The 20,033-nt window shown below is 71.5% G+C and carries 23 protein-coding genes; 6 read left to right on the top strand and 17 right to left on the bottom strand.

What is annotated here, in order from left to right; genetic code table 11:
* Positions 1 to 75: 75 nt before the first annotated feature.
* Genes OHB49_RS30925 through hisI form a run of 3 tightly spaced genes read right to left on the bottom strand, consistent with a single transcriptional unit; the run spans position 76 to position 2,629 of the window.
* Positions 76 to 735, bottom strand: coding sequence for a TIGR02234 family membrane protein (locus OHB49_RS30925; RefSeq protein ID WP_329164224.1), 660 nt, complete (start codon positions 733 to 735; stop codon positions 76 to 78).
* A gap of 14 nt (positions 736 to 749) precedes the next feature.
* Entirely contained in the window at positions 750 to 2,237 is a 1,488-nt protein-coding gene (locus tag OHB49_RS30920; protein WP_030972820.1) for an anthranilate synthase component I, read from the bottom strand.
* An 11-nt stretch (positions 2,238 to 2,248) separates the two neighbouring features.
* A complete protein-coding gene (gene hisI, locus OHB49_RS30915) occupies positions 2,249 to 2,629 on the bottom strand; it encodes a phosphoribosyl-AMP cyclohydrolase (RefSeq protein WP_030972822.1) in 381 nt (126 codons plus the stop codon).
* Between the two features lie 84 nt (positions 2,630 to 2,713).
* Here hisI and OHB49_RS30910 point away from each other — a divergent pair, with 84 nt between their 5' ends.
* Positions 2,714 to 3,346 carry a TIGR03085 family metal-binding protein gene (locus OHB49_RS30910; protein ID WP_030972824.1) on the top strand — a complete coding sequence of 211 codons (633 nt, stop codon included), beginning with the start codon at positions 2,714 to 2,716 and terminating at the stop codon, positions 3,344 to 3,346.
* 16 nt (positions 3,347 to 3,362) lie between these two features.
* Here OHB49_RS30910 and OHB49_RS30905 read toward each other — a convergent pair whose 3' ends face one another.
* The 10 genes from OHB49_RS30905 to hisD form a co-directional block, all read right to left on the bottom strand.
* The gene (locus OHB49_RS30905) at positions 3,363 to 4,607 is read right to left on the bottom strand and encodes an MFS transporter (RefSeq protein WP_030972827.1); all 1,245 of its coding nucleotides are present in this window, start codon (positions 4,605 to 4,607) and stop codon (positions 3,363 to 3,365) included.
* 26 nt (positions 4,608 to 4,633) lie between these two features.
* Complete coding sequence (locus tag OHB49_RS30900; RefSeq protein ID WP_329164219.1) at positions 4,634 to 5,221, bottom strand: helix-turn-helix domain-containing protein; 588 nt, start codon at positions 5,219 to 5,221, stop codon at positions 4,634 to 4,636.
* A gap of 168 nt (positions 5,222 to 5,389) precedes the next feature.
* Complete coding sequence (gene hisF, locus OHB49_RS30895; RefSeq protein WP_030972831.1) at positions 5,390 to 6,145, bottom strand: imidazole glycerol phosphate synthase subunit HisF; 756 nt, start codon at positions 6,143 to 6,145, stop codon at positions 5,390 to 5,392.
* Positions 6,142 to 6,540: a RidA family protein gene (locus OHB49_RS30890; RefSeq protein WP_030919442.1), complete on the bottom strand. Its 399-nt coding sequence runs from the start codon at positions 6,538 to 6,540 to the stop codon at positions 6,142 to 6,144. Before OHB49_RS30890 ends, hisF begins: the two co-directional genes overlap by 4 nt.
* On the bottom strand, positions 6,537 to 7,265 hold the full coding sequence (gene priA, locus OHB49_RS30885; RefSeq protein ID WP_030972833.1) for a bifunctional 1-(5-phosphoribosyl)-5-((5-phosphoribosylamino)methylideneamino)imidazole-4-carboxamide isomerase/phosphoribosylanthranilate isomerase PriA: 729 nt from the start codon (positions 7,263 to 7,265) through the stop codon (positions 6,537 to 6,539). Before priA ends, OHB49_RS30890 begins: the two co-directional genes overlap by 4 nt.
* Complete coding sequence (gene hisH, locus OHB49_RS30880; RefSeq protein WP_329164216.1) at positions 7,265 to 7,906, bottom strand: imidazole glycerol phosphate synthase subunit HisH; 642 nt, start codon at positions 7,904 to 7,906, stop codon at positions 7,265 to 7,267. The genes priA and hisH overlap by 1 nt, the downstream gene beginning before the upstream one ends.
* Positions 7,907 to 7,917: 11 nt before the next feature.
* On the bottom strand, positions 7,918 to 8,085 hold the full coding sequence (locus OHB49_RS30875; protein WP_030919433.1) for a hypothetical protein: 168 nt from the start codon (positions 8,083 to 8,085) through the stop codon (positions 7,918 to 7,920).
* The gene (hisB, locus tag OHB49_RS30870; RefSeq protein ID WP_030919430.1) at positions 8,082 to 8,678 is read right to left on the bottom strand and encodes an imidazoleglycerol-phosphate dehydratase HisB; all 597 of its coding nucleotides are present in this window, start codon (positions 8,676 to 8,678) and stop codon (positions 8,082 to 8,084) included. Before hisB ends, OHB49_RS30875 begins: the two co-directional genes overlap by 4 nt.
* Complete coding sequence (locus OHB49_RS30865) at positions 8,675 to 9,796, bottom strand: histidinol-phosphate transaminase (RefSeq protein WP_030972837.1); 1,122 nt, start codon at positions 9,794 to 9,796, stop codon at positions 8,675 to 8,677. Before OHB49_RS30865 ends, hisB begins: the two co-directional genes overlap by 4 nt.
* Positions 9,793 to 11,142, bottom strand: a complete 1,350-nt coding sequence (gene hisD, locus OHB49_RS30860; RefSeq protein ID WP_030972839.1) for a histidinol dehydrogenase — start codon at positions 11,140 to 11,142, stop codon at positions 9,793 to 9,795. The genes OHB49_RS30865 and hisD overlap by 4 nt, the downstream gene beginning before the upstream one ends.
* A gap of 169 nt (positions 11,143 to 11,311) precedes the next feature.
* On the opposite strand from hisD, the gene OHB49_RS30855 reads away from it, so the two are divergent.
* The 4 genes from OHB49_RS30855 (at position 11,312) to ybaK (ending at position 15,517) form a co-directional block, all read left to right on the top strand.
* Entirely contained in the window at positions 11,312 to 12,913 is a 1,602-nt protein-coding gene (locus tag OHB49_RS30855; RefSeq protein WP_329164211.1) for an oxidoreductase, read from the top strand.
* A 278-nt stretch (positions 12,914 to 13,191) separates the two neighbouring features.
* Entirely contained in the window at positions 13,192 to 14,229 is a 1,038-nt protein-coding gene (locus OHB49_RS30850) for a hypothetical protein (RefSeq protein ID WP_329164208.1), read from the top strand.
* 5 nt (positions 14,230 to 14,234) lie between these two features.
* Entirely contained in the window at positions 14,235 to 14,984 is a 750-nt protein-coding gene (locus tag OHB49_RS30845; protein WP_030972845.1) for an LON peptidase substrate-binding domain-containing protein, read from the top strand.
* Between the two features lie 26 nt (positions 14,985 to 15,010).
* Positions 15,011 to 15,517, top strand: a complete 507-nt coding sequence (gene ybaK, locus OHB49_RS30840) for a Cys-tRNA(Pro) deacylase (RefSeq protein ID WP_329164204.1) — start codon at positions 15,011 to 15,013, stop codon at positions 15,515 to 15,517.
* 89 nt (positions 15,518 to 15,606) lie between these two features.
* Here ybaK and OHB49_RS30835 read toward each other — a convergent pair whose 3' ends face one another.
* From OHB49_RS30835 to OHB49_RS30820, 4 genes are all read right to left on the bottom strand, one after another.
* Complete coding sequence (locus tag OHB49_RS30835; protein WP_030972849.1) at positions 15,607 to 16,275, bottom strand: hypothetical protein; 669 nt, start codon at positions 16,273 to 16,275, stop codon at positions 15,607 to 15,609.
* Between the two features lie 34 nt (positions 16,276 to 16,309).
* Positions 16,310 to 17,152 (bottom strand): ABC transporter permease, encoded by an 843-nt coding sequence (locus OHB49_RS30830; RefSeq protein WP_443079582.1) that lies wholly within the window; start codon positions 17,150 to 17,152, stop codon positions 16,310 to 16,312.
* Positions 17,153 to 17,210: 58 nt separating this feature from the next.
* Positions 17,211 to 18,185 carry an ABC transporter ATP-binding protein gene (locus OHB49_RS30825; RefSeq protein WP_030972853.1) on the bottom strand — a complete coding sequence of 325 codons (975 nt, stop codon included), beginning with the start codon at positions 18,183 to 18,185 and terminating at the stop codon, positions 17,211 to 17,213.
* Positions 18,186 to 18,280: 95 nt separating this feature from the next.
* Positions 18,281 to 19,537 carry an NYN domain-containing protein gene (locus tag OHB49_RS30820; RefSeq protein WP_030972855.1) on the bottom strand — a complete coding sequence of 419 codons (1,257 nt, stop codon included), beginning with the start codon at positions 19,535 to 19,537 and terminating at the stop codon, positions 18,281 to 18,283.
* A 223-nt stretch (positions 19,538 to 19,760) separates the two neighbouring features.
* Between OHB49_RS30820 and OHB49_RS30815 the strand changes: the two genes are divergently transcribed.
* Positions 19,761 to 19,940: a hypothetical protein gene (locus OHB49_RS30815; protein ID WP_030972857.1), complete on the top strand. Its 180-nt coding sequence runs from the start codon at positions 19,761 to 19,763 to the stop codon at positions 19,938 to 19,940.
* The last annotated feature ends 93 nt before the right edge of the window (positions 19,941 to 20,033 follow it).

The raw sequence follows: 20,033 nt of genomic DNA, 5'->3' as shown, positions 1-20,033 counted from the left end.
GGTGCGCTGCGCTGCCGCTGTGCAGAAAGCTCACCATCATTGTCCCGTACGTGCGGGTACGACGTGAGCGGGGGGTCATACCTCGCGCGTCGGGTCCTCACCGCGGTCCAGGGCCTTCCACAGGTCCTCGGGCCGGTCCGGGTCCGGGGCTGCCCGGGGGGCCTTGCGAGGCCGCGGGGTGCCGTCGCGTTCGTACCGTCCCGACATGGTGGGCCACTGCTTCCCGAACCGCAGGGCGAGCAGCCCGGCGAGGAGGATCAGCAGGCCGCCGACGGCGGTGACGTACGGCCACGCGGTGTGGCTGAGGGCGTCGATGGTGGCGGAGGCGTCGCCGGTGGACTGCGCCGCCTTCTCGTCGAGGGCCGCGCTGTCGGAGGCGCCGAGGTAGGCGCTGACACCGGCCCCGAGGCCGCTGAGGGCGAGCAGCCCGGCAACGAGCAGCCGGCCGGCGCTGCGGACGGCGAAGACGGCGACGAGGGCGGCCAGGCCGACGATGGCTAGGGCCGCCGGGAGACCGGTGACATCCTGGCCGTCGACGGTCAGCGGCAGGGAGCCGCCGCCGACCGCGGCGTTGCCCTCCGCCCAGGTCTGGCCGGAGGCGAGGAGCACGACGGTGGCGCCGACCGCCCCGAGAAGCAGGCCGGCGGCCAGGCTGCGGCGGCTTCCCGTGGCGTCGGGCGCGGTGGCGACTTGGGCACGGGGCTGGGGTACGGGGACAGCACTCACGTACCCCACTATCCCTTACCTCGTCAGCGTTCGTGGAGGCGGTTGGCGGTATGGACGGCGCGCAGGACCGCGGCGGCCTTGTTGCGGCACTCGGTGTCCTCGGCGACCGGGTCGGAGTCGGCGACGATTCCCGCCCCGGCCTGGACGTATGCCGTGCCGTCCCGCAGCAGCGCCGTACGGATGGCGATGGCGGTGTCGGAGTCCCCGGCGAAGTCCAGGTAGCCGACGCAGCCGCCGTACAGTCCGCGGCGGGTGGGTTCGAGCTCCTCGATGATCTGCATGGCGCGCGGCTTGGGGGCGCCGGAGAGGGTGCCGGCCGGGAAGCAGGCGGTGAGGACGTCGAAGGCGGTACGGCCTTCGGCGACGCGGCCGGTGACGGTGGAGACGATGTGCATGACGTGCGAGTACCGCTCGATCGACATGAAGTCGACGACCTCGACGCTGCCGGGCACGCAGACCCGGCCCAGGTCGTTGCGGCCGAGGTCGACGAGCATCAGGTGCTCGGCGCGTTCCTTCGGGTCGGCGAGGAGCTCGTCGGCGAGGGCCTGGTCCTCCTGCGGGGTGATGCCGCGGGGCCGGGTACCGGCGATCGGGTGGACCATGGCGCGCCCGTCCTCGACCTTGACGAGGGCTTCCGGGCTGGAGCCCACGACGTCGAAGCCGTCGAACCGGAAGAGGTACATGTACGGCGACGGGTTGGTGGCGCGCAGCACCCGGTAGACGTCCAGCGCGCCGGCCGTGCACGGGGTCTCGAAGCGCTGGGAGGGGACGACCTGGAACGCCTCGCCGGCCCTGATCCGCTCCTTCACGTCCTCGACGGCGTCCTGGAAGGCCTGGCCGCCCCAGAGTGCGCTGTACGGCGGGAGTTCGGACGGCGGGAGGGTGACGGGGGCGCTCTCGACCGGGCGGGAGAGATCGGCCTCCATGGCGTCGAGGCGGGCGACGGCGTCGGCGTACGCCTCGTCGACGCCGGTCTCCAGATCGTTGTGGTTGATCGCGTTGGCGATCAGCAGGACGCTGCCGTCCCAGTGGTCGAGGACGGCGAGGTCCGAGGTGAGCAGCATGGTCAGCTCGGGGAGCTTCAGATCGTCGCCACCGTGCTCGCCGATCCTCTCCAGCCTGCGCACGACGTCGTAACCCAGATAGCCGACCATGCCGCCGGTGAAGGGCGGCATGCCGGAGTGCAGGTCGCGCGGGGTGTGCAGGGCGTCGATGGTGGCGCGCAGGGCCACCAGCGGGTCGCCGTCGGCGGGGACGCCGACGGGCGGGGTGCCGAGCCAATGGGCCCGGCCGTCGCGGGTGGTGAGGGTGGCGGCGCTGCGTACCCCGATGAAGGAGTAGCGGGACCAGGTACGGCCGTTCTCCGCGGATTCGAGGAGGAACGTGCCGGTGCGCTCGCCCGCGAGTTTGCGGTAGAGCGCGACCGGGGTGTCGCCGTCCGCGAGAAGCCGGCGGCTGACGGGGATGACACGCCGGTCGGCGGCCAGCTTGCGGAAGGTCTCGAGATCCATGGCGGCTGACCCTACTGCCCGAGCGGGAGTACGTCGGCGTCGAAGCAGGTGCGGTCGCCGGTGTGACAGGCGGCACCCGTCTGGTCGACCTTGACGAGGACGGTGTCCGCGTCGCAGTCGAGGGCGACGGACTTGACCAGCTGGATATGGCCGGAGGTGTCGCCCTTGACCCAGTACTCCTGACGGCTGCGGGACCAGTAGGTGCAGCGGCCGGTGGTCAGGGTGCGGTGCAGCGCCTCGTCGTCCATCCAGCCGAGCATCAGCACCTCACCGGTGTCGTACTGCTGGGCGATGGCCGGAACCAGTCCGTCGGCACCGCGCTTCAGGCGGGCGGCGATGGCGGGGTCCAGGCTGCTGGCGGGTGGGGTGCTGGGCGCGGGCGTGCTGGTCATGTGCCCATTGTGCCGTGGCCGCGGAGGCCGTCCGGCAGGACGTCCACTGGGCGGACTGCGTACGCCGGTCGTACGCTGGCCAGCATGTCGACCCATGCAAAGCGTGAACGACTTCTGCTCGCCGACCTGTTGGAGGCGGCGGGCCCCGAAGCCCCGACCCTGTGCCACGGCTGGACGACCCGCGACCTCGCCGCCCATGTGGTGGTGCGCGAGCGCAGGCCGGACGCGGCGGCCGGGGTGCTGCTGAGCCCGCTGAAGAACCGGCTCGACCGGGTGCAGTCCGAATTCGCCGAGAAGCCGTACGAGGAGCTGATCCAGCTCATCCGCACGGGACCGCCCCGGATGTCACCGTTCGGGCTGAAGCAGCTGGACGAGGCGGCCAACACGGTGGAGTTCTACATCCACGCGGAGGACGTGCGCCGGGCACAGCCCGACTGGTCGCAGCGGGATCTGGACCCGGTCTTCGCCGACGCCCTGTGGTCGCGCATGGAGAAGGCGGCGCGGCTGATGGGGCGCAAGGCCCCGGTGGGGCTGGTGCTACGGCGCCCGGACGGACAGACGGCCGTGGCACACAAGGGCACTCCGGTGGTGACCGTGACCGGGGAGCCGGGCGAGCTGCTGCTCTTCGCGTCGGGGCGGCAGGATGCGGCGCGGGTGGAGCTGGAGGGCGACAAGGAGGCGGTGGCCCGGGTGAGCACGGCCGAGCTGGGCATGTAGGGCGTACGGGGCCGGGTCAGCGCGGGAGTTCCGCGCGACGCAGTCGGGTGACGATCAGACCGGTCACGGCCCCCGCCCCGCCCAGCGCCGCGCCGGCGGCGAAGACCGGCGCGGTCCCCCAGGTGGCGACGGCCGCGCCGGTCACCGGGTAGCTGAGCGGTGCGACCGCATGGGTGAAGAGCGTCGAGACCGAGGTGACCCGCCCCAGATAGGCGGGATCGGTGGCGGACTGCATCAGCGCCCCGCACAGCGCCCCGCCCAGTCCGGCGAAGAGCCCGACCGCGGCGCCGACCGCGGCGGCGAGGGGCAACGACGGGACGTACGCGAGTGCCCCGGCGGCGACCGCGCCGACGAGCACGGTCAGGCACATGATCAGCCCGGCCCGGGGCAGCCGCCCGCGGATCGCGAGCAGCAGGGCGGCGGCGCCGGCTCCGACACCGAACGCGGCGACGATCCAGCCCATGCCGGAGGCACCCCATCCGCGCTCCTTCGCAAGCAGGATCAGCCCGAGGTTGAGCGGGCCCGCGAAACCCAGCTCGCTGACGGCGAGGACGAGCACGAGCGGCCCGAGCAGTGGATGGCGCCGGATGTGGCGCACCCCGTCGGCCAGTTCGCGCCATGCGGTGCCGGGAGATTCGGCACCGGCCTGGTCGGGCAGGGGCGCTATCCGTACGCAGACGAGCAGGGGCAGCGAGACGGCGAAGAGCACCCCGGCCGCGGCGAATGCGAGCACGGGTCCACCGAGGGCCACCGCGACCCCGCCCAGCGGTGCGCCGACCACATTGGCGGTACGGGTGGCGAGTCCGCGCAGTCCCTGGATCCGGGCCAACTGTCCGGCGGTGGTGATCCTGGGCGGCAGAGCTCCCACGGCGGGCAGGAAGAGCGCGTCGACCGCGCCGAAGACGAGCGCGACGGCGATCAGCATCCACAGGGCGGGCGAGGTGAACATCAGGGCGCCGGCCAGGCCCAGGACGACCAGGCAGCGCGCGGCGTCGCTGCCGATGACGAGACGACGGGGCCCGAACCGGTCTGCCAGGACTCCCCCGCCGAGCATCAGCACGGCCCGGGGTACGGATCCGGCGGCGAGGACGAATCCGGCCTGCGATGCGGTGCCGGTGCGGGTGGCTGCCCAGGCGAGCGCCATGTAGTAGACGCTGTCGCCGACCATCGACGCGGTGTATGCGCCGAGCCAGCGCAGGACGTTGCCGTCGCGGTGGGCGGGGCGTTCGGGAGCTCTCGTGGCCGTGACGGCGACAGTCATGAGGGGCGTCCTCTCGGGTGACCGGCTCAGGTGCGGAACGGGAATGAGTACAGGTGCATGGCGACGTTCTCGCGCCCTTCGGTGTCCCCCGCCTCGTCGCGGGCCCGGCCGGCCTCCTCGTACCGGTCGATCACCTCGTGCACTTCGCGGTTGAGCGCGGCCAGTTCGTCGGCGGTGAGCCGGGCCAGGTACTCGGAGCTGGAGGCGGCGCTGCGCCACTTCGGCGACCAGCTCTGGGCCGAGTCGAGGTAACGGCGGTACAGCTCGATGTGCTGGTCGAAGGAGAGCCTGCCGACAGCGGCATGCGTGGCGACCTTCTCGGGCGCGTCGCTGAAGTCTTCGTCGTGGAAGTTCAGCCCCTTCGACGCGGGCTGCCACCAGCGCTCGCGTCCGTCCTTGCCCTGCTGCTCGGCCTCCTCGATCAGGCCGTGGTCGGCGAGCTTGCGCAGGTGGTAGCTGACCAGGGAGACCGCCTCGTCGACCAGTTCGGCGAGCTGGGAGGCGGTGGCCTTCCGGGAGATGTAGAGCGCTCGGTACAGCTTCATCCGCAGGGGGTGCCCGAACGCCTTCAAGGTCTCCAGATCCGAGACCCGGCGCGGTTCTTTGCTTGCCATGACCCCCACCGTAGATAGGAAAGAAAACTTGCACAATATTTATTGCGCAATAAAAGTTGCATGGTTTCGGTGCATGACTGCCGCGATCGGACAGGTGACGGACCGCAGAACGCCGATCGCCGGACGGAACCACATATCGGTTCCGTCCGGCGATCGATGACTCCGCGGTCAGCGGACCGGGTGCCCGGCCTCCCGCAGTGCGCCCTTGACCTCGGAGATCCGCAGATCACCGAAGTGGAAGACGGACGCGGCCAGCACCGCGTCGGCGCCCGCCGCGATGGCCGGCGCGAAGTCCGCGAGCCGGCCCGCGCCGCCGGAGGCGATGACCGGGACGGTCACATGTCCCCGGACCGCCGCGATCATCTCGGTGTCGTAGCCGTCCTTCGTGCCGTCCGCGTCCATCGAGTTGAGCAGGATCTCGCCCGCACCCAGCTCGGCGGCCCGGTGCGCCCACTCGACGGCGTCCATGCCGGTGCCCCTGCGGCCGCCGTGCGTGGTGACCTCGAAGGTGCCTTCGGGGGTACGGCGGGCGTCCACGGACAGCACGAGGACCTGCCGGCCGAACCGCTCGGCGATCTCCCGGATGAGGTCCGGGCGGGCGATGGCCGCGGTGTTGACGCCGACCTTGTCGGCGCCGGCCCGCAGCAGCTTGTCGACATCGTCGGCGGTACGGACGCCGCCGCCGACGGTGAGCGGGATGAAGACCTGCTCGGCGGTGCGGCGCACCACGTCGTATGTCGTCTCCCGGTCGCCGCTGGACGCGGTGATGTCGAGGAAGGTCAGCTCGTCCGCGCCCTCGGCGTCGTACAGCTTCGCCATCTCGACGGGGTCACCCGCGTCGCGCAGGTTCTGGAAGTTGACGCCCTTGACGACCCGGCCGTTGTCGACGTCCAGGCACGGGATGACTCGTACCGCGAGACTCATTGCGCACCCGCCCGGTAGGCCTCGATCTCGACCTCGACGACCAGGCTGGGGTCGACGAAGCCGGACACGATGATCATGGAAGCGGCAGGGCGGACGTCGTCGAACAGCTCCTTGTGGGCGCGGCCGACCTCGTCCACGTCCCGGGCGTGCGTGATGTACATCCGGGTACGGACCACGTCCTCACGGCCGAGTCCCACCTGCTTCAGGGCGTCGAAGGCGACATTGAAGGAGGCGACGGCCTGCTCGTACGGGCCGCCCGCGGAGATCTGTCCCTTGACCACCGATGTGCAGCCGGCAACCAGGACGAGCCCGTTGGAGAGCTCCACCGCTCGGGAGTAGCCGAACTTCTCCTCCCAGGGGGCCCCGGAGGAGACGCGGCGGACGGAGTCGGTCATGCGGAGACCACCTGCAGCGCCTCTTCCAGGGTGAACGCCTTCGCGTACAGCGCCTTGCCGACGATCGCGCCCTCGACCCCGTCGGGCACGAGCGAGGAGATCGCCCGCAGGTCGTCCAGCGAGGAGACACCGCCGGAGGCGACGACGGGCTTGTCGGTGGCGGCGCAGACGTTCTTCAGGAGCTCCAGGTTGGGGCCCTGCAGCGTGCCGTCCTTGGCGATGTCGGTGACGACGTAGCGGGCGCAGCCCTCGGAGTCGAGGCGGGCGAGCGTCTCGTAGAGGTCACCGCCGTCGCGGGTCCAGCCGCGGCCGCGGAGCGTCGTGCCTCGGACGTCGAGGCCGACGGCGATCTTGTCGCCGTATTCGGCGATGACCTTCGCGACCCACTCGGGGGTCTCCAGGGCGGCGGTGCCGAGGTTGACCCGGGTGCAGCCGGTGGCAAGGGCCGCGGCCAGCGAGGCGTCGTCACGGATGCCGCCGGACAGCTCGACCTTGATGTCCATGGAGCGGGCGACCTCGGCGATCTGCGCCCGGTTGTCACCGGTGCCGAACGCGGCGTCCAGGTCGACGAGATGCAGCCATTCGGCGCCTGCCTGCTGCCAGGCGAGGGCGGCCTGCAAGGGGTCGCCGTACGAGGTCTCGGAGCCGGACTCGCCGTGCACGAGGCGGACGGCCTGGCCGTCGCGGACGTCGACGGCGGGGAGGAGCTCAAGCTTGGTGGACATCAGAGTGTTCCGATCCAGTTGGTCAGCAGCTGGGCGCCGGCATCGCCGGACTTCTCGGGGTGGAACTGGGTGGCCCACAGGGCGCCGTTCTCCACTGCGGCGACGAACGGTTCGCCGTGGGTGGCCCAGGTGACCCGGGGGGCACGGATCCTGGCGTTGGTGACTTCGAGGTTCCAGTCGTGCACGGCGTAGGAGTGCACGAAGTAGAACCGGGCCTCGGGGTCGAGACCGGCGAAGAGCGCGGAGTCCTCAGGGGACTGCACGGTGTTCCAGCCCATGTGCGGGACGATCGGGGCCTTCAACGGGGCGACGGTACCGGGCCACTCGTCGAGGCCCTCCGTCTCCACGCCGTGCTCGATCCCGCGTTCGAAGAGGATCTGCATGCCGACGCAGATGCCCATCACGGGCCGGCCGCCGGAGAGCCTGCGGTCGATGATCCATTCGCCGCGGGCCTTCTTCAGCCCCTCCATGCACGCGGAGAACGCGCCGACGCCGGGCACCAGCAGCCCATCGGCGTTCATCGCCTTCTCGTAGTCGCGGGTGATCTCGACGTCCGCGCCGACGTGGGCGAGGGCGCGCTCGGCGGAACGGACGTTGCCGAAGCCGTAGTCGAAGACGACGACCTTCTTCTGGTCACTCACAGGTCGCTCCCTCAGTCCCAGAGTCCCTGGATCCGCATGACGCCTGCGACCAGGCACATCACGGAGGCGATCCCGAGCAGCACGATGACGCCCTTGGGCATCTTCTGCTTCGAGAAGGAGTAGACGCCGCCGGCCAGGAAGAGGCCGACGACGATCAGTACGGTGTTGAGGCCTGTCACAGCGCGCCCTTCGTGGAGGGGAGGATTCCGGCAGCGCGCGGGTCGTGCTCACAGGCGTACCGCAGGGCGCGGGCGAGCGCCTTGAACTGGCACTCCACGATGTGGTGGGCGTTGCGGCCGTACGGGACGTGGACGTGCAGGGCGATCTGCGCCTGGGCGACGAACGACTCCAGGATGTGCCGGGTCATCGTCGTGTCGTAGGAGCCGATCATCGGCGCGATGTTCTCCGGCTCGGTGTGCACCAGGTAGGGGCGGCCGGAGAGGTCGACGGTGACCTGGGCGAGCGACTCGTCCAGCGGGACGGTGCAGTTGCCGAAACGGTAGATGCCGACCTTGTCGCCGAGAGCCTGCTTGAAGGCGGCGCCGAGCGCGAGGGCGGTGTCCTCGATGGTGTGGTGCGTGTCGATGTGCAGGTCGCCCTCGGTCTTCACCGTGAGGTCGAAGAGGCCGTGGCGGCCGAGCTGGTCGAGCATGTGGTCGTAGAAGCCGACCCCGGTCGACACGTCGACCTTGCCGGTGCCGTCGAGGTTGACCTCGACGAGCACGGACGTCTCCTTGGTGGTGCGTTCCACGCGGCCTACGCGGGGGCTCATGCGTCGTGCTCCTTCTTGAGTTCGCGTACCGCATCGAGGAACGCGTCGTTCTCTGCCGGGGTTCCTGCGGAGACCCGCAGCCATCCCGGTACGCCGTTGTCCCGGACCAGGACGCCCCGGTCGAGGATCTGCTGCCAGGCGGTGTGGCTGTCGGCGAAGCGGCCGAACTGGACGAAGTTGGCGTCCGAGTCCGTCACGTCGAAGCCGAGGGCGCGCAGTTCGGTGACGATCCGGTCGCGCTCGCTCTTCAGCTGGGCGACGTACCCGAGGAGCGTATCGGTGTGCTCCAGGGCGGCGAGCGCGGTGGCCTGGGTGACGGAGGACAGGTGGTACGGCAGCCGCACCAGCTGCACGGCGTCCACGACGGCCGGGTCGGCGGCGAGATAGCCGAGCCTCAGTCCGGCGGCGCCGAACGCCTTCGACATGGTGCGCGAGAGCACCATGTTGGGCCGGCCCTCGATCAGCGGGAGCAGCGAGGGGTGGTGGCTGAATTCGCCGTACGCCTCGTCGACCACGACCATCGACGGCCTGGCTGCCTGCGCGGCGTCGTACAGCGTGCGCACGGTCTCGGCGTCGACGGCCGTACCGGTGGGGTTGTTGGGCGAGGTGATGAAGACGATGTCCGGGCGTCGCTCGGCGATGGCCTCACAGGCCGCCGCGACATCGATGGTGAAGTCGTCCTTGCGCGGTCCGGAGATCCACCCGGTGCCGGTCCCCCGGGCGATGAGGGCGTGCATCGAGTACGAGGGCTCGAAGCCGATCGCGGTGCGTCCGGGGCCGCCGAAGGTCTGCAGCAGCTGCTGCAGCACCTCGTTGGAGCCGTTGGCCGCCCAGACGTTGGCGAGAGCGACTTCGTACCCGGCGGTGCGGGTGAGGTAGCGGGCCAGCTCGGTACGGAGCTCGACGGCGTCCCGGTCGGGGTAGCGGTTGAGGTCGCGGGCCGCCTCGCGTACGCGCTCGGCGATCCGGTCGACGAGCGCCTCGGGGAGCGGGTAGGGGTTCTCGTTGGTGTTCAGCCGTACCGCAACGTCGAGCTGCGGGGCACCGTACGGGGACTGGCCACGGAGCTCGTCCCGGATCGGAAGATCGTCGATCCGGATCGACTTGCTGTTGGTCACTGCTGCGGAACCTTCCGGCCACTGTGCTCGTCCGGCTCGCCTTCGGCGAAACGGGCCTTGATTGCGGCGCCGTGGGCGGGGAGGTCCTCCGCCTCGGCGAGGGTCACGACATGGTGGGCGACCTCGGCGAGCGCGTCGCGCGTGTAGTCGACGATGTGGATGCCGCGCAGGAAGGACTGCACGGACAGGCCCGAGGAGTGGCAGGCGCAGCCACCGGTCGGCAGGACGTGGTTGGAGCCCGCGCAGTAGTCGCCCAGCGAGACCGGGGCCCACGGGCCGACGAAGATCGCTCCGGCGTTACGGACGCGGTCGGCGACGGCGGCGGCGTCGGCGGTCTGGATCTCCAGGTGCTCCGCGGCGTACGCGTCGACGACCTTGAGACCGTCCTCGAGATCGTTGACCAGGACGATCGCGGACTGGCGGCCGGCCAGCGCGGGTTCGATCCGGTCGGTGATGTGCTTGGTCGCGGCGACCTGCGGCTTCAGCTCGGCCTCGGTGGCGGCGGCCAGCTCCACGGAGTCGGTGACGAGGACCGCGGCGGCCATCGGGTCGTGCTCGGCCTGGCTGATCAGGTCTGCGGCGACGTGTACCGGGTCGGCGGTGGAGTCGGCGAGGATCGCGATCTCGGTGGGGCCGGCCTCGGCGTCGATGCCGATGCGGCCCTTGAGGAGGCGCTTGGCGGCGGCGACATAGATGTTGCCGGGACCGGTGACGAGGTTCACCGGAAGACATTCGGCCGTTCCGTACGCAAACATCGCAATGGCCTGGGCGCCACCGGCCGCGTACACCTCGTCGACACCGAGCAGGGCGCAGGCGGCGAGGATGGTGGGGTGCGGCAGGCCGCCGAACTCCTTCTGCGGCGGGGAGGCGACGGCGATGCCCTCGACACCCGCCTCCTGGGCCGGTACGACGTTCATGACCACGGACGACGGGTAGACGGAGCGCCCGCCCGGCACGTACAGACCGACGCGCTCGACGGGCACCCACTTCTCGGTGACCGTGCCGCCGGGGACGACCTGAGTGGTGTGCGTGGTGCGGCGCTGCTCGTGGTGGACGAGGCGGGCGCGGCGGATCGACTCCTCGAGGGCGGCCCGTACGGCGGGATCCAGCCGCTCCAGCGCCTCGGCGATCGCCGAGGCCGGGACCCGGATCGAGTCGATCCGTACGCCGTCGAATTTCTCCCCCCACTCGATCACTGCCGCTGAGCCACGATGGCGTACGTCCTCGCAGATGGGGCGCACCGTCTCCAGCGCGGCCTCCACGTCGAACTCGGCTCGGGGCAGCAGGTCGCGCAGGTCGCCGCCCTCGGGGAGGGCACCGCCGCGCAGATCGATTCGAGAGATCACACCGCAATTCTCTCAGACCGCCCTCGGCGACAGTTCGCCCGTATCACTGACTGATACATGCCCCGGCGGTCACAGCCGACTACTCCCGGCCACTGCTGACCACCGGCGTTCACGGCGTCACACAGAGGGAACAGAGAGGGAATAACAACTGCAAGCAGAGGGGGCCACGGTGGCCGAACCGCAGAACGGCGACATTCCGGACACTCTCACCGCGGCCGAGCTGGGCATGTGGCAGGCCTTCCGAAGCGGCAGCACCTACGATCTGCGCGCCCGCGATCCGCTCAGGGACGATCCGTTCGCGCCGACGGTCTGGGGAGCTGAGCGCAGTGTGGACGCCGGGGTCGTCGCCCGGCTGCTGCTGAGCGGTCCGCGGGCCCGGCCCGGGCGTGTCGCCGCGCTGAAGCTCAGGGGCGTACGGATCACCGGGACGCTGGATCTCGCGGGCGGGCGCGTAGCGCCGTACGTGGAGCTGACGGGCTGCCGTCTGGAGAACGAGGTGGTGCTGCCCGAGTGCCATTTCACGACGTTACGGATGGTCGGCTGCGCGGTGCCCCGGCTGGAGGCGGCCCGGCTGCGCACCGAGGGCGATCTGCATCTGCCGCGCTGCCGGATCGAGCGCGGGATCCGGCTCACCGACGCCCACATAGGCACGGATCTGCTGCTCAACCAGATCGAGCTGGGCGCCGACCGGCAGGGCCGCGCCCTGGCCGGGGACGGGCTCACGGTCGCGCAGGACCTGCAGGCCGAGATGGTGGAGGCACGCGGTGAGCTGAGTCTGCGCGGGGCGAAGGTCGGCGGTTCGATGAGCCTGCGCGGCAGCCGGCTGCGGGCCGGGCGGGGGCGGCGCGCGCTGAACGCCCCGCAGCTGACCGTGGAGCGCACGCTGTACATGACCGAGGCCTGGGTGAGCGTCGACACGGGGGACCAGGGCACCACTCCCCCGTACGGCACCGTCATGGCCCCGACCCCGGCGCACGGCAGCCGTTCGCAGATCTTCGAGTGCCGCGGCGGGGTGCGGCTGGACGACGGGCGGTTCGGTGACGCGGTCGATCTGCACAAGGCGCGGTTCGTGCTGGCGCCCCACGAGGAGCTGTCGCTGCGCCGGATCGTGGCTCCGGAGCTGCGGTTCAACGCGGAGCGGCCGGAGGAGGGCCGGGTCGTGCTGAACGGCGCGAAGGTCGTCACGCTGATCGACGTGTCGACCAGCTGGCCGGGGCCAGGCGGGCTCGCGATGGGCGGCTTCGTGTACGAGAACCTCGTCCCGTACGGGCACTTCCCGCTCTCCCGGCGCCTGGAGTGGGTGGCGGCGGCGACCCCCGAGTACGTGCCGGAGCCGTACGAGCGGCTGGCCGCCGTGCTCCGCAACTGCGGCGAGGACGCGGACGCCCGTGAGGTGCTGCTCGCCAAACAGCGGCGGCGGCGCGAGACGCTGCCACCCGCCGCGAAGCTGTGGGGGATCCTGCAGGACTGGACGGTGGCGTACGGCTACCGGCCGGGGCGGGCAGCGGTGTGGATGGCGGTGCTCTGGGCTGCGGGGGCGGTGGCCTTCTCGCAGTACGACCCGGCGTCGATCAAGCGGGACGAGCATCCGGAGTGGAACGCGGCGCTGTACGCACTGGATCTGCTGGTGCCCGTGATCAACCTCGGGCAGGACGGGTACTGGCGGATGGAGGACGGCTGGCAGTGGGCGTCGGCCGCCCTGGTGCTGCTCGGTTGGATACTGGCCACCACCGTGGCGGCGGGCGCGTCCCGGCTGCTCCGCCGGGGCTGACCGACCTTCGCCGGGTCCGGGCGGCAGACCCGCTCCGCCCCACCGCCCCGGCCCCTTCCGCCGCCCGGCCGACACGCGTCCCGGCAGCCTTCACCGGGACACTCGAACGACCGGCCGACCGGCGGCCGAAAAGACGGACACCCACCGCCGGAACAACAGGATCAAGCCAGATTCCATGCATTCCTTTACTTTTTCTTGACCGCCTTCGGGGCAACCCATGTACTCGGCACCAAAGCTTCACAGCGCCCCTCTGGCGCTGCCCCGACCAGCGCTTTTCAATGGTCTGCACCATGTCATTCCTTCGCGCTCTGCTCCGTACCGCGCGCATGATCCGGCACTCGCCGCGGCTGTCCACGGGACTGTCGGCGGACGATGCGGTGCTGCTCGACGCCCCGGACGAACGGCTCTCCCCGGCCCTCGTAGCCGCCGCCCTCGGGGAGTACGAGCCGGCCGCCAAGCTCCTCGCCACCACCCGGGAGGCGGCCGAGTGGGAGAACCGGGACCGCTACCTCAGCCGGCTCGTCAGCTTCGCCCGCAACCGCGACGGCTGGCTGAACGACTGGCTCGCCACCGCTCCGCACGACCCGGACGCCCTGCTCGTCAAGGCCGAGCTGGCGGTCCGCCGGGCCTGGGAGTCGCCCGCCCGCGCGGAGCGGCTGCGCGACGTGGGGCCGCTGATCACCGCGGCGGCCGAGAGCGATCCGCGCGACCCGGTGCCCTGGCGGCTCGCCCTGGACCACGCGCGCGGCACGCATGCCTCGCACACCACCTTCGAGGCGCTGTGGGAGCAGGCGATCCGGCGCTCGTCGCACCACTACGGCTGCCATGTCGCGGCGCTGCAGTACCTCTCCGCCGCCTGGTACGGCTCGCACCGCGAGTGCTTCGACTTCGCCGAACGGGCCGCCGAGGACTCGCTGCCCAGCTCGCTGGTGCAGGCGCTGCCGGTGCGGGCCGCGTTCGCGCTGCTGATCGCCGGTCCGGACGTGAAGACGACGTCGGTGCTGGAGGAGCGGATCGACACGGCCGCCGATCTGGCGATCACGCTCTCCGCCGCGTTCGAGCCGGGCGATCCCTGGCCGGCCGAGGTCCGCAATCTGCTGGCGTACGTACTGGTCGTGCGGGGCCGATGGGACGAGGCACTGGAACAGTTCCGGCTGATCGGACCCCATGCGGCGTCGTTCCCATGGTCGTTGGTCTCCGACGATCCGCTCGGCCAGTTCCTGGATGCGCGGGACGGGGCGCGGCTCCAAGTGGCCTCCGCGACGCCCTTGTGGAACCGGGCCGACCACAGCCGGTCGCACGGCCATTACGCTTGACCGTTGTGACCACCGCTCGTCTGCCCCTCTTCCCGCTGAACGCGGTGCTGTTCCCCGGCCTTGTGCTGCCGCTCAACGTCTTCGAGGAGCGCTATCGCGCCATGATGCGTGAGCTGCTGAAGGCCGATGAGGACGAACCGCGCCGCTTCGCCGTGGTCGCCATCCGCGACGGCCGCGAGACCGCCCCGACGTCCGTCGGCATGCCGGACACCGCCACGGCGCCCGCCGCCACCGACCGCGGCCCCTCGGACGGCTTCGGCCCCGACCCCGTGCAGACCTTCCACCGGGTCGGCTGTATCGCCGACGCGGCGAAGATCCGGGAGCGGGCGGACGGCAGCTTCGAGGTCCTGGCGACCGGCACGACCCGGGTCAAGCTGCTCTCGGTCGACGCGAGCGGTCCGTATCTGACGGCCGAACTCGAAGAGCTCGACGAGGACTCCGGGGAGGAGGCCGGTGCGCTCGCGGAGGGCGTGCTGCGGGCGTTCCGCAGCTACCAGAAGCGGCTGGCCGGAGCAAGCGAACGCTCACTGACGACGGGCGCGGACCTGCCGGACGATCCGTCGGTCGTCTCCTATCTGGTGGCTGCCGCGGCCGTCCTGGACATCCCCACCAAGCAGCGGCTGCTGCAGGCACCGGACACGGCGACGCGGCTGCGTGAAGAGCTGACGCTGCTGCGGTCCGAGACGGCGGTCATCCGCCATCTGCCGTCGCTGCCCGCGGTGGACCTGACCAGGGCCCCCACCCACCCCAACTGACCTCCACCACCCGAGGACCCTGCCCCGTGGCGAAGAAGTCGAAGAAGCAGCAGTCCGGCACCGGCGGTACCCCGGCGACGGTCGCCCTGACCGCGGCGGGCACGCCGTTCACCACCCATGCGTACGACCACGACCCGGCATCCCCTTCGTACGGCGAGGAGGCCGCCGAGGCGCTCGGTGTCTCCCCGGACCGCGTGTTCAAGACGCTGGTGGCCGATGTGGACGGCAACCTGACCGTGGCGGTCGTCCCGGTGGCCGGCTCCCTGGACCTGAAGGCCCTGGCCTCGGCGGTCGGCGGCAAGCGGGCAGCGATGGCCGACCCGGCGGCGGCGGAACGTACGACGGGCTATGTGCGGGGCGGCATCTCACCCCTGGGCCAGCGCAAGCGGCTGCCGACGGTGCTGGACGCGTCGGCGCAGACCCACGAGACGATCTGCGTATCGGCCGGCCGCCGCGGCCTGGAGGTCGAACTGTCCCCGGCGGATCTGGCGTCGCTGACGGGGGCGCTGTTCGCGCCGATCGGCCGGCCGTAGGCGCCCACGAGCCCGCCGCCCGGCACAATCGAGCCCGTACGGCGGGGAGAAGGACGCGCGCAGCGGCCCCCACCCCGCTCCGGCCGCCCCTACGGCTTCGTGGGAGGCCCCGGCGGCGCGCCGGGCGCCTGCGCTCCCCAGCTCCCCCACTCCGGCTCCGGATCCCGCGGCCCGAACAGCGCCGTCAGCGCCAGGTGTACGACCATCGCCGCCAGCGCCCACGCCAGCAACGCGCCCTTCGCATGCAGCTCGAGCGGCGCATCGAACACCACGCCCTTACCGACCTCACGCGCGTGGGCGACCACGTCCCGTCCCGGCCCGAACCAGACGCCGACCCCCCAGGCGACCAGCGACCCGAGCAGCCCGCCCAGCGCGAGGCCGGCCACGGGCGCGATCCCGCCCCGCCGGAAGAACCAGAAGACGAGCGCCGCAGCCACCGCACCGAACGCGAGCGCAAGCAGCACGAACGTGCCGTCGGCCCCGATCGCCTGCTCGCCCTCGCTGTCGCTGAGGAAGACCGCCTGATTGTCGGAGACCAGCGGGACGCGCGGCGCCAGCCACAGCCACAGCAGTCCGAGCGCGACGCCGGCCACCGTCATCAGGACGGTGATCAGGGCAGCCCGCCGCAGGTCGGCCCGAAGGTCGTGCTCCTCCTGCGACTCCGGGAGCATCCCGGGGTGCGAGCCACCGCCCTTCGGCGGGATCTGCCAGGGATCGTTGGGCGAGGGCCGGTGGGGCGGCGTCAGAGGTGCGGTCACCGTGCCATCGTGCCAGGCGTCCCTGTGTCGCGCCTCACCGGACCGCTGCCCTGCGGTACGCCCAGGTCGCCACGGCCAGCGAGAGAACGCCGACGACCGCGCAGACGCCGAGATCGAGGGCGATGACCGCCCAGTCGGGATGGACGCCGAACGACCGGGACAGGGCCTCCACCCCGTACGTCGACGGCAGCAGATCGCGGGCCCAGCCGATCGGCGCGGGCATCCGGCCGGCGGGCAGTACCCCGAGCAGCAGCGCCGCCGACATGCCCAGCTGCCCGAGCAGCGTGGCCAGCTCCTGCCGGGGTGCGAGCAGTCCGAGTGCGGCGCCGAGCCCGGAGAGCGCGGCCCCGGAGAGCGGGATGACGGCGACCAGCACCCACAGATGGGTCATCGGCAACTGGAAGAGCACGCTCCCGGTGACCGCGGTGACGATCGTGCCGGGCACGGTGAAGGAGGCGTACGCCCCGGCCGCACCGAGCACCACCGCGGCGGGCGGCACCGGCAGGGTGGCGTAGTGGTCGAGCCCGCCGCTGGCCCGCAGCTGCCCGAAGTACTGGGCGAGCAGATTGAGCGCGACGAAGGCGACGACGAGGACGCTGGATCCGGCGACCACGGCCCGTGCCTCCGAACCGCCGTCGACGACCCCGCGCATCAGGATCATGATCCCGATGGACTGGAAGGTCGCCACGAAGAGCAGCGGGATCCGGGCGACCCTGGCCCTGGACAGCTGGGCGCGGTAGACCGCGGCGAGCGAGGGGAACAGCTTGGCGCGCGGCGCGAGCTGCGCGACGACGGCGCCCGCGCCGACCCCGGCAGCGGAAAGTCTTCCGGTCACCGGCTCGGCACCGGCCACCTCTGCAGGAACAATGCTCGTCACCTGGCGCTGCTCCTGTTCGGTCCCTGCCCGGCCCTGCATCCGTACCCGATCACGCGGGTCACGCCTTCACCAGCCCCTGCGTCGTATTCCCGCCGAGCGCCAGATAGACATCCTCCAGGCTCGGCGTCGCCAACGTGAAGTCGTCCAGTGCGGCGAACGCCGCCCCTCCCGTCACCGCCGCGACCGCCGCGCGCGCCTCGTCCGGCCCGAGCCGCAGCACCCAGCGGCGCCCGGACTCCTGGGCCAGGGAGCGCAGAGCGGCCACTTCGGGTACGTCCAGGGGAGCGCGTTCGCGCCACACGAGTTCGACCCGGACCTCGCCGGCGACGCGCTCCTTGAGCCCGGTCGGGGTGTCGCAGGCGATGACCTTGCCGCGTTCGATGACGGCGACCCGGTCGAGGACGGTCTCGGCCTCGATCACGTTGTGGGTGACCAGCAGCACCGTCACACCGCGCTCGGCGCGCCGCCGGTCGACGGCGGCCCAGACCGCGCGCCGGGCGACGGGGTCCATCCCGGTCGTCGGCTCGTCGAGGACGAGCACCGGGCGCTCCCCGACCAGCGCCGCCGCAAAGCAGGCGAGCCGTCGCTGCCCGCCGGAGAGCTTCTTCAGGGGGCGCGCGGCGATGTCGGTGAGGCCGAGTTCGTCGAGTACGGCGTCGCGTGCGGCGCGGGCGTCGCGTACCGCGAGTCCGCGCAGCCGGCCGGTGGTCTCGGCGGCGAGCGAGACGGTCAGCTCGTCGAGGGCGGTGGACTCCTGCCCGAGGTAGCCGATCAGCCGGGAGGCCCGCTCGGGGTGGCGTACGAGGTCGTGACCGAGCATCTCGACGCTGCCGGAGTCGGGCCGCATCAGCCCGGTGAGCTGCCGGACGAGAGTGGACTTGCCGGCTCCGTTGGGCCCGAGCAGTCCGAAGATCTCGCCGCGCCGGACGTCGAGGCTGATCCCGTCGGTGGCGCGCACCTCAGGGGTGGCGGGTGCGCCGCGGCGGCCGCGGGCGGCGGGATAGGTCTTGACCAGATCACGCACCGCGCACACGGTCCCGGTCGCCGTCTGCGCCTGTGCTGTGCCCGTACTCACGAGGTATGAGGGTACGGGGTCGGATGCCCCGTATTGCGCCCGGGGCTGCCGGACTACTCCGCCGCGGGGGCGTGTTCGGCCGCCGCGCGTACGTCGATCTCGCGCCAGAAACCCGCCCGGATCGCGTACCGGTCGTGCTCGTCGATCTGGTCGTCCTTGTGAGCGAGCAGGCCGAACCGTGCCGCGTACCGCAGCAGCTCGCCGTCGATGCGGTGCGGGATGCGCGGGTACATGGTCGACAGCTTCTGCAGATGGACGGTCTCAGGCAGCCGTTCCATCCAGCGCCGGGCAAAGACCTGGCCCACTTCGAAAGGGTCGCCGCCGACGGTGGTGATGTCCTCCTCGCGGTCCGCCCAGCGCTGCTCTGCGGAGGTGAGCTGGGCGAGGGTGGGCAGCGAGGCGGTCTCGGCGGGTTCGCCGAGCTGGCCGCCGCGCTCCACCCAGCCCTTTTCGGAGGACCAGCGCAGGGTGGCGCTCGCCGGGGGCGGTGCGGCGTGGCCCGGCAGGGCGCCGGGGCCGCGGAGGCTGCCCGCCAGGTCCTTCGGGGTGGGGACACCCCTGCCGCCTTGCGCGGCCGGGGCGTGCGCGGTGTCGTTGACGACCGGCTCCGCCGTGCCGTTGCGGGCGGCGGCCGCCTGGGCCTCCGAGGCCCGCTCGGCGGAGGCTGCGAGGGCCGCCTCGGGCAGCGGTGCGGAGAGGATCGCGGCGATCTCGGGACGGGGGGCGGGCGGCGGGGCGCAACTGCCGCCGTTGTCCTTGGCCCGTACGGCCTGGGTGATCCAGGCCCGGTCGAGCACCCGGCGTTCGTCGGCCTCGGCGACCAGGTCCTCGGACTGGTTGTAGTCGCCGTCGGCAGCCTGGACGGCCCACAGATGGACGGCGACGCCGTGTTCCTTGGCGGACATCAGGCCGGGCAGCAGATCGCCGTCGCCGGTCACCAGGACCACATCGGAGCATGCGCGGTTTCTGGCCAGCTCGGTGAGTTCGGCGTGCATCGCGGCGTCGACGCCCTTCTGTGCCCACCGCCCGTCACTGCGGGTGAGCGCCCCCAGTCTCACGGTCACCCGGGGCATGACCCGCAGCCTGCGGTGTTCGGGCTGGGGTACGCGATCGGGGGCGCCGTCGAACCAGTAGATCCGCAGCAGCGGCTGCGCCGTATCGGCCTCGGCTCGCTCACGCAGGCCCTGGATCAGCGCCGCATGGTCGACGGTGATTCGGGAACGGGCGGGCTCTCCGGCCAGCAGACTCGCGGCTGCTCCCAGCAGATAGCCGGCGTCCACCAGGACGACGCAACGGTCCACGCGTTCCACCCTCTTCCAGAAATCGGGAACGGGTTCTGCTCAGGGTTTCCTTCGAGTCTGCCCGACGGCAAGGGGCTTGACGGCCGGAACTCGATCATCGGCGTGGCGGATCGGTAAATCGGCGCATGATACCCCTTTACTACGCACGGTAATGATCCAACATGCGGGCTATATCCTGATATGTGAGTCTGACAGCGGTCCTGGCCCCGAGATTCCGCACAGGAGGAACACCATGGCCAAGAACAAGAACCGCAAGCAGAGCAGCCAGCAGGACCGCGTGTCCGCCGCGGAGCGCGGTGCGGAGGAGGCGAAGTCGACTGCTTACGAGTCGCAGATGAAGCCTCAGTCGCAGGCCCAGGGCAGCCCTGCTGATGTTGCCCGTAAGCACCAGCGGCGATTCGGCCACAACTGACCTGTCTTCCCCCGGTCCGGCCTGTAGCCGGTAACCGGAGAGGGGCGCTCCCGCTCTCGCGGGGCGCCCCTCCTGTGTGTGCGGTGCGTGTGC

The organism is Streptomyces sp. NBC_01717 (assembly GCF_036248255.1).
In the GTDB taxonomy this organism is placed as follows: domain Bacteria; phylum Actinomycetota; class Actinomycetes; order Streptomycetales; family Streptomycetaceae; genus Streptomyces.
The sequence above is the reverse complement of the archived record's forward strand: the minus strand, read 5'-3'. Positions and strand labels throughout refer to the sequence as shown.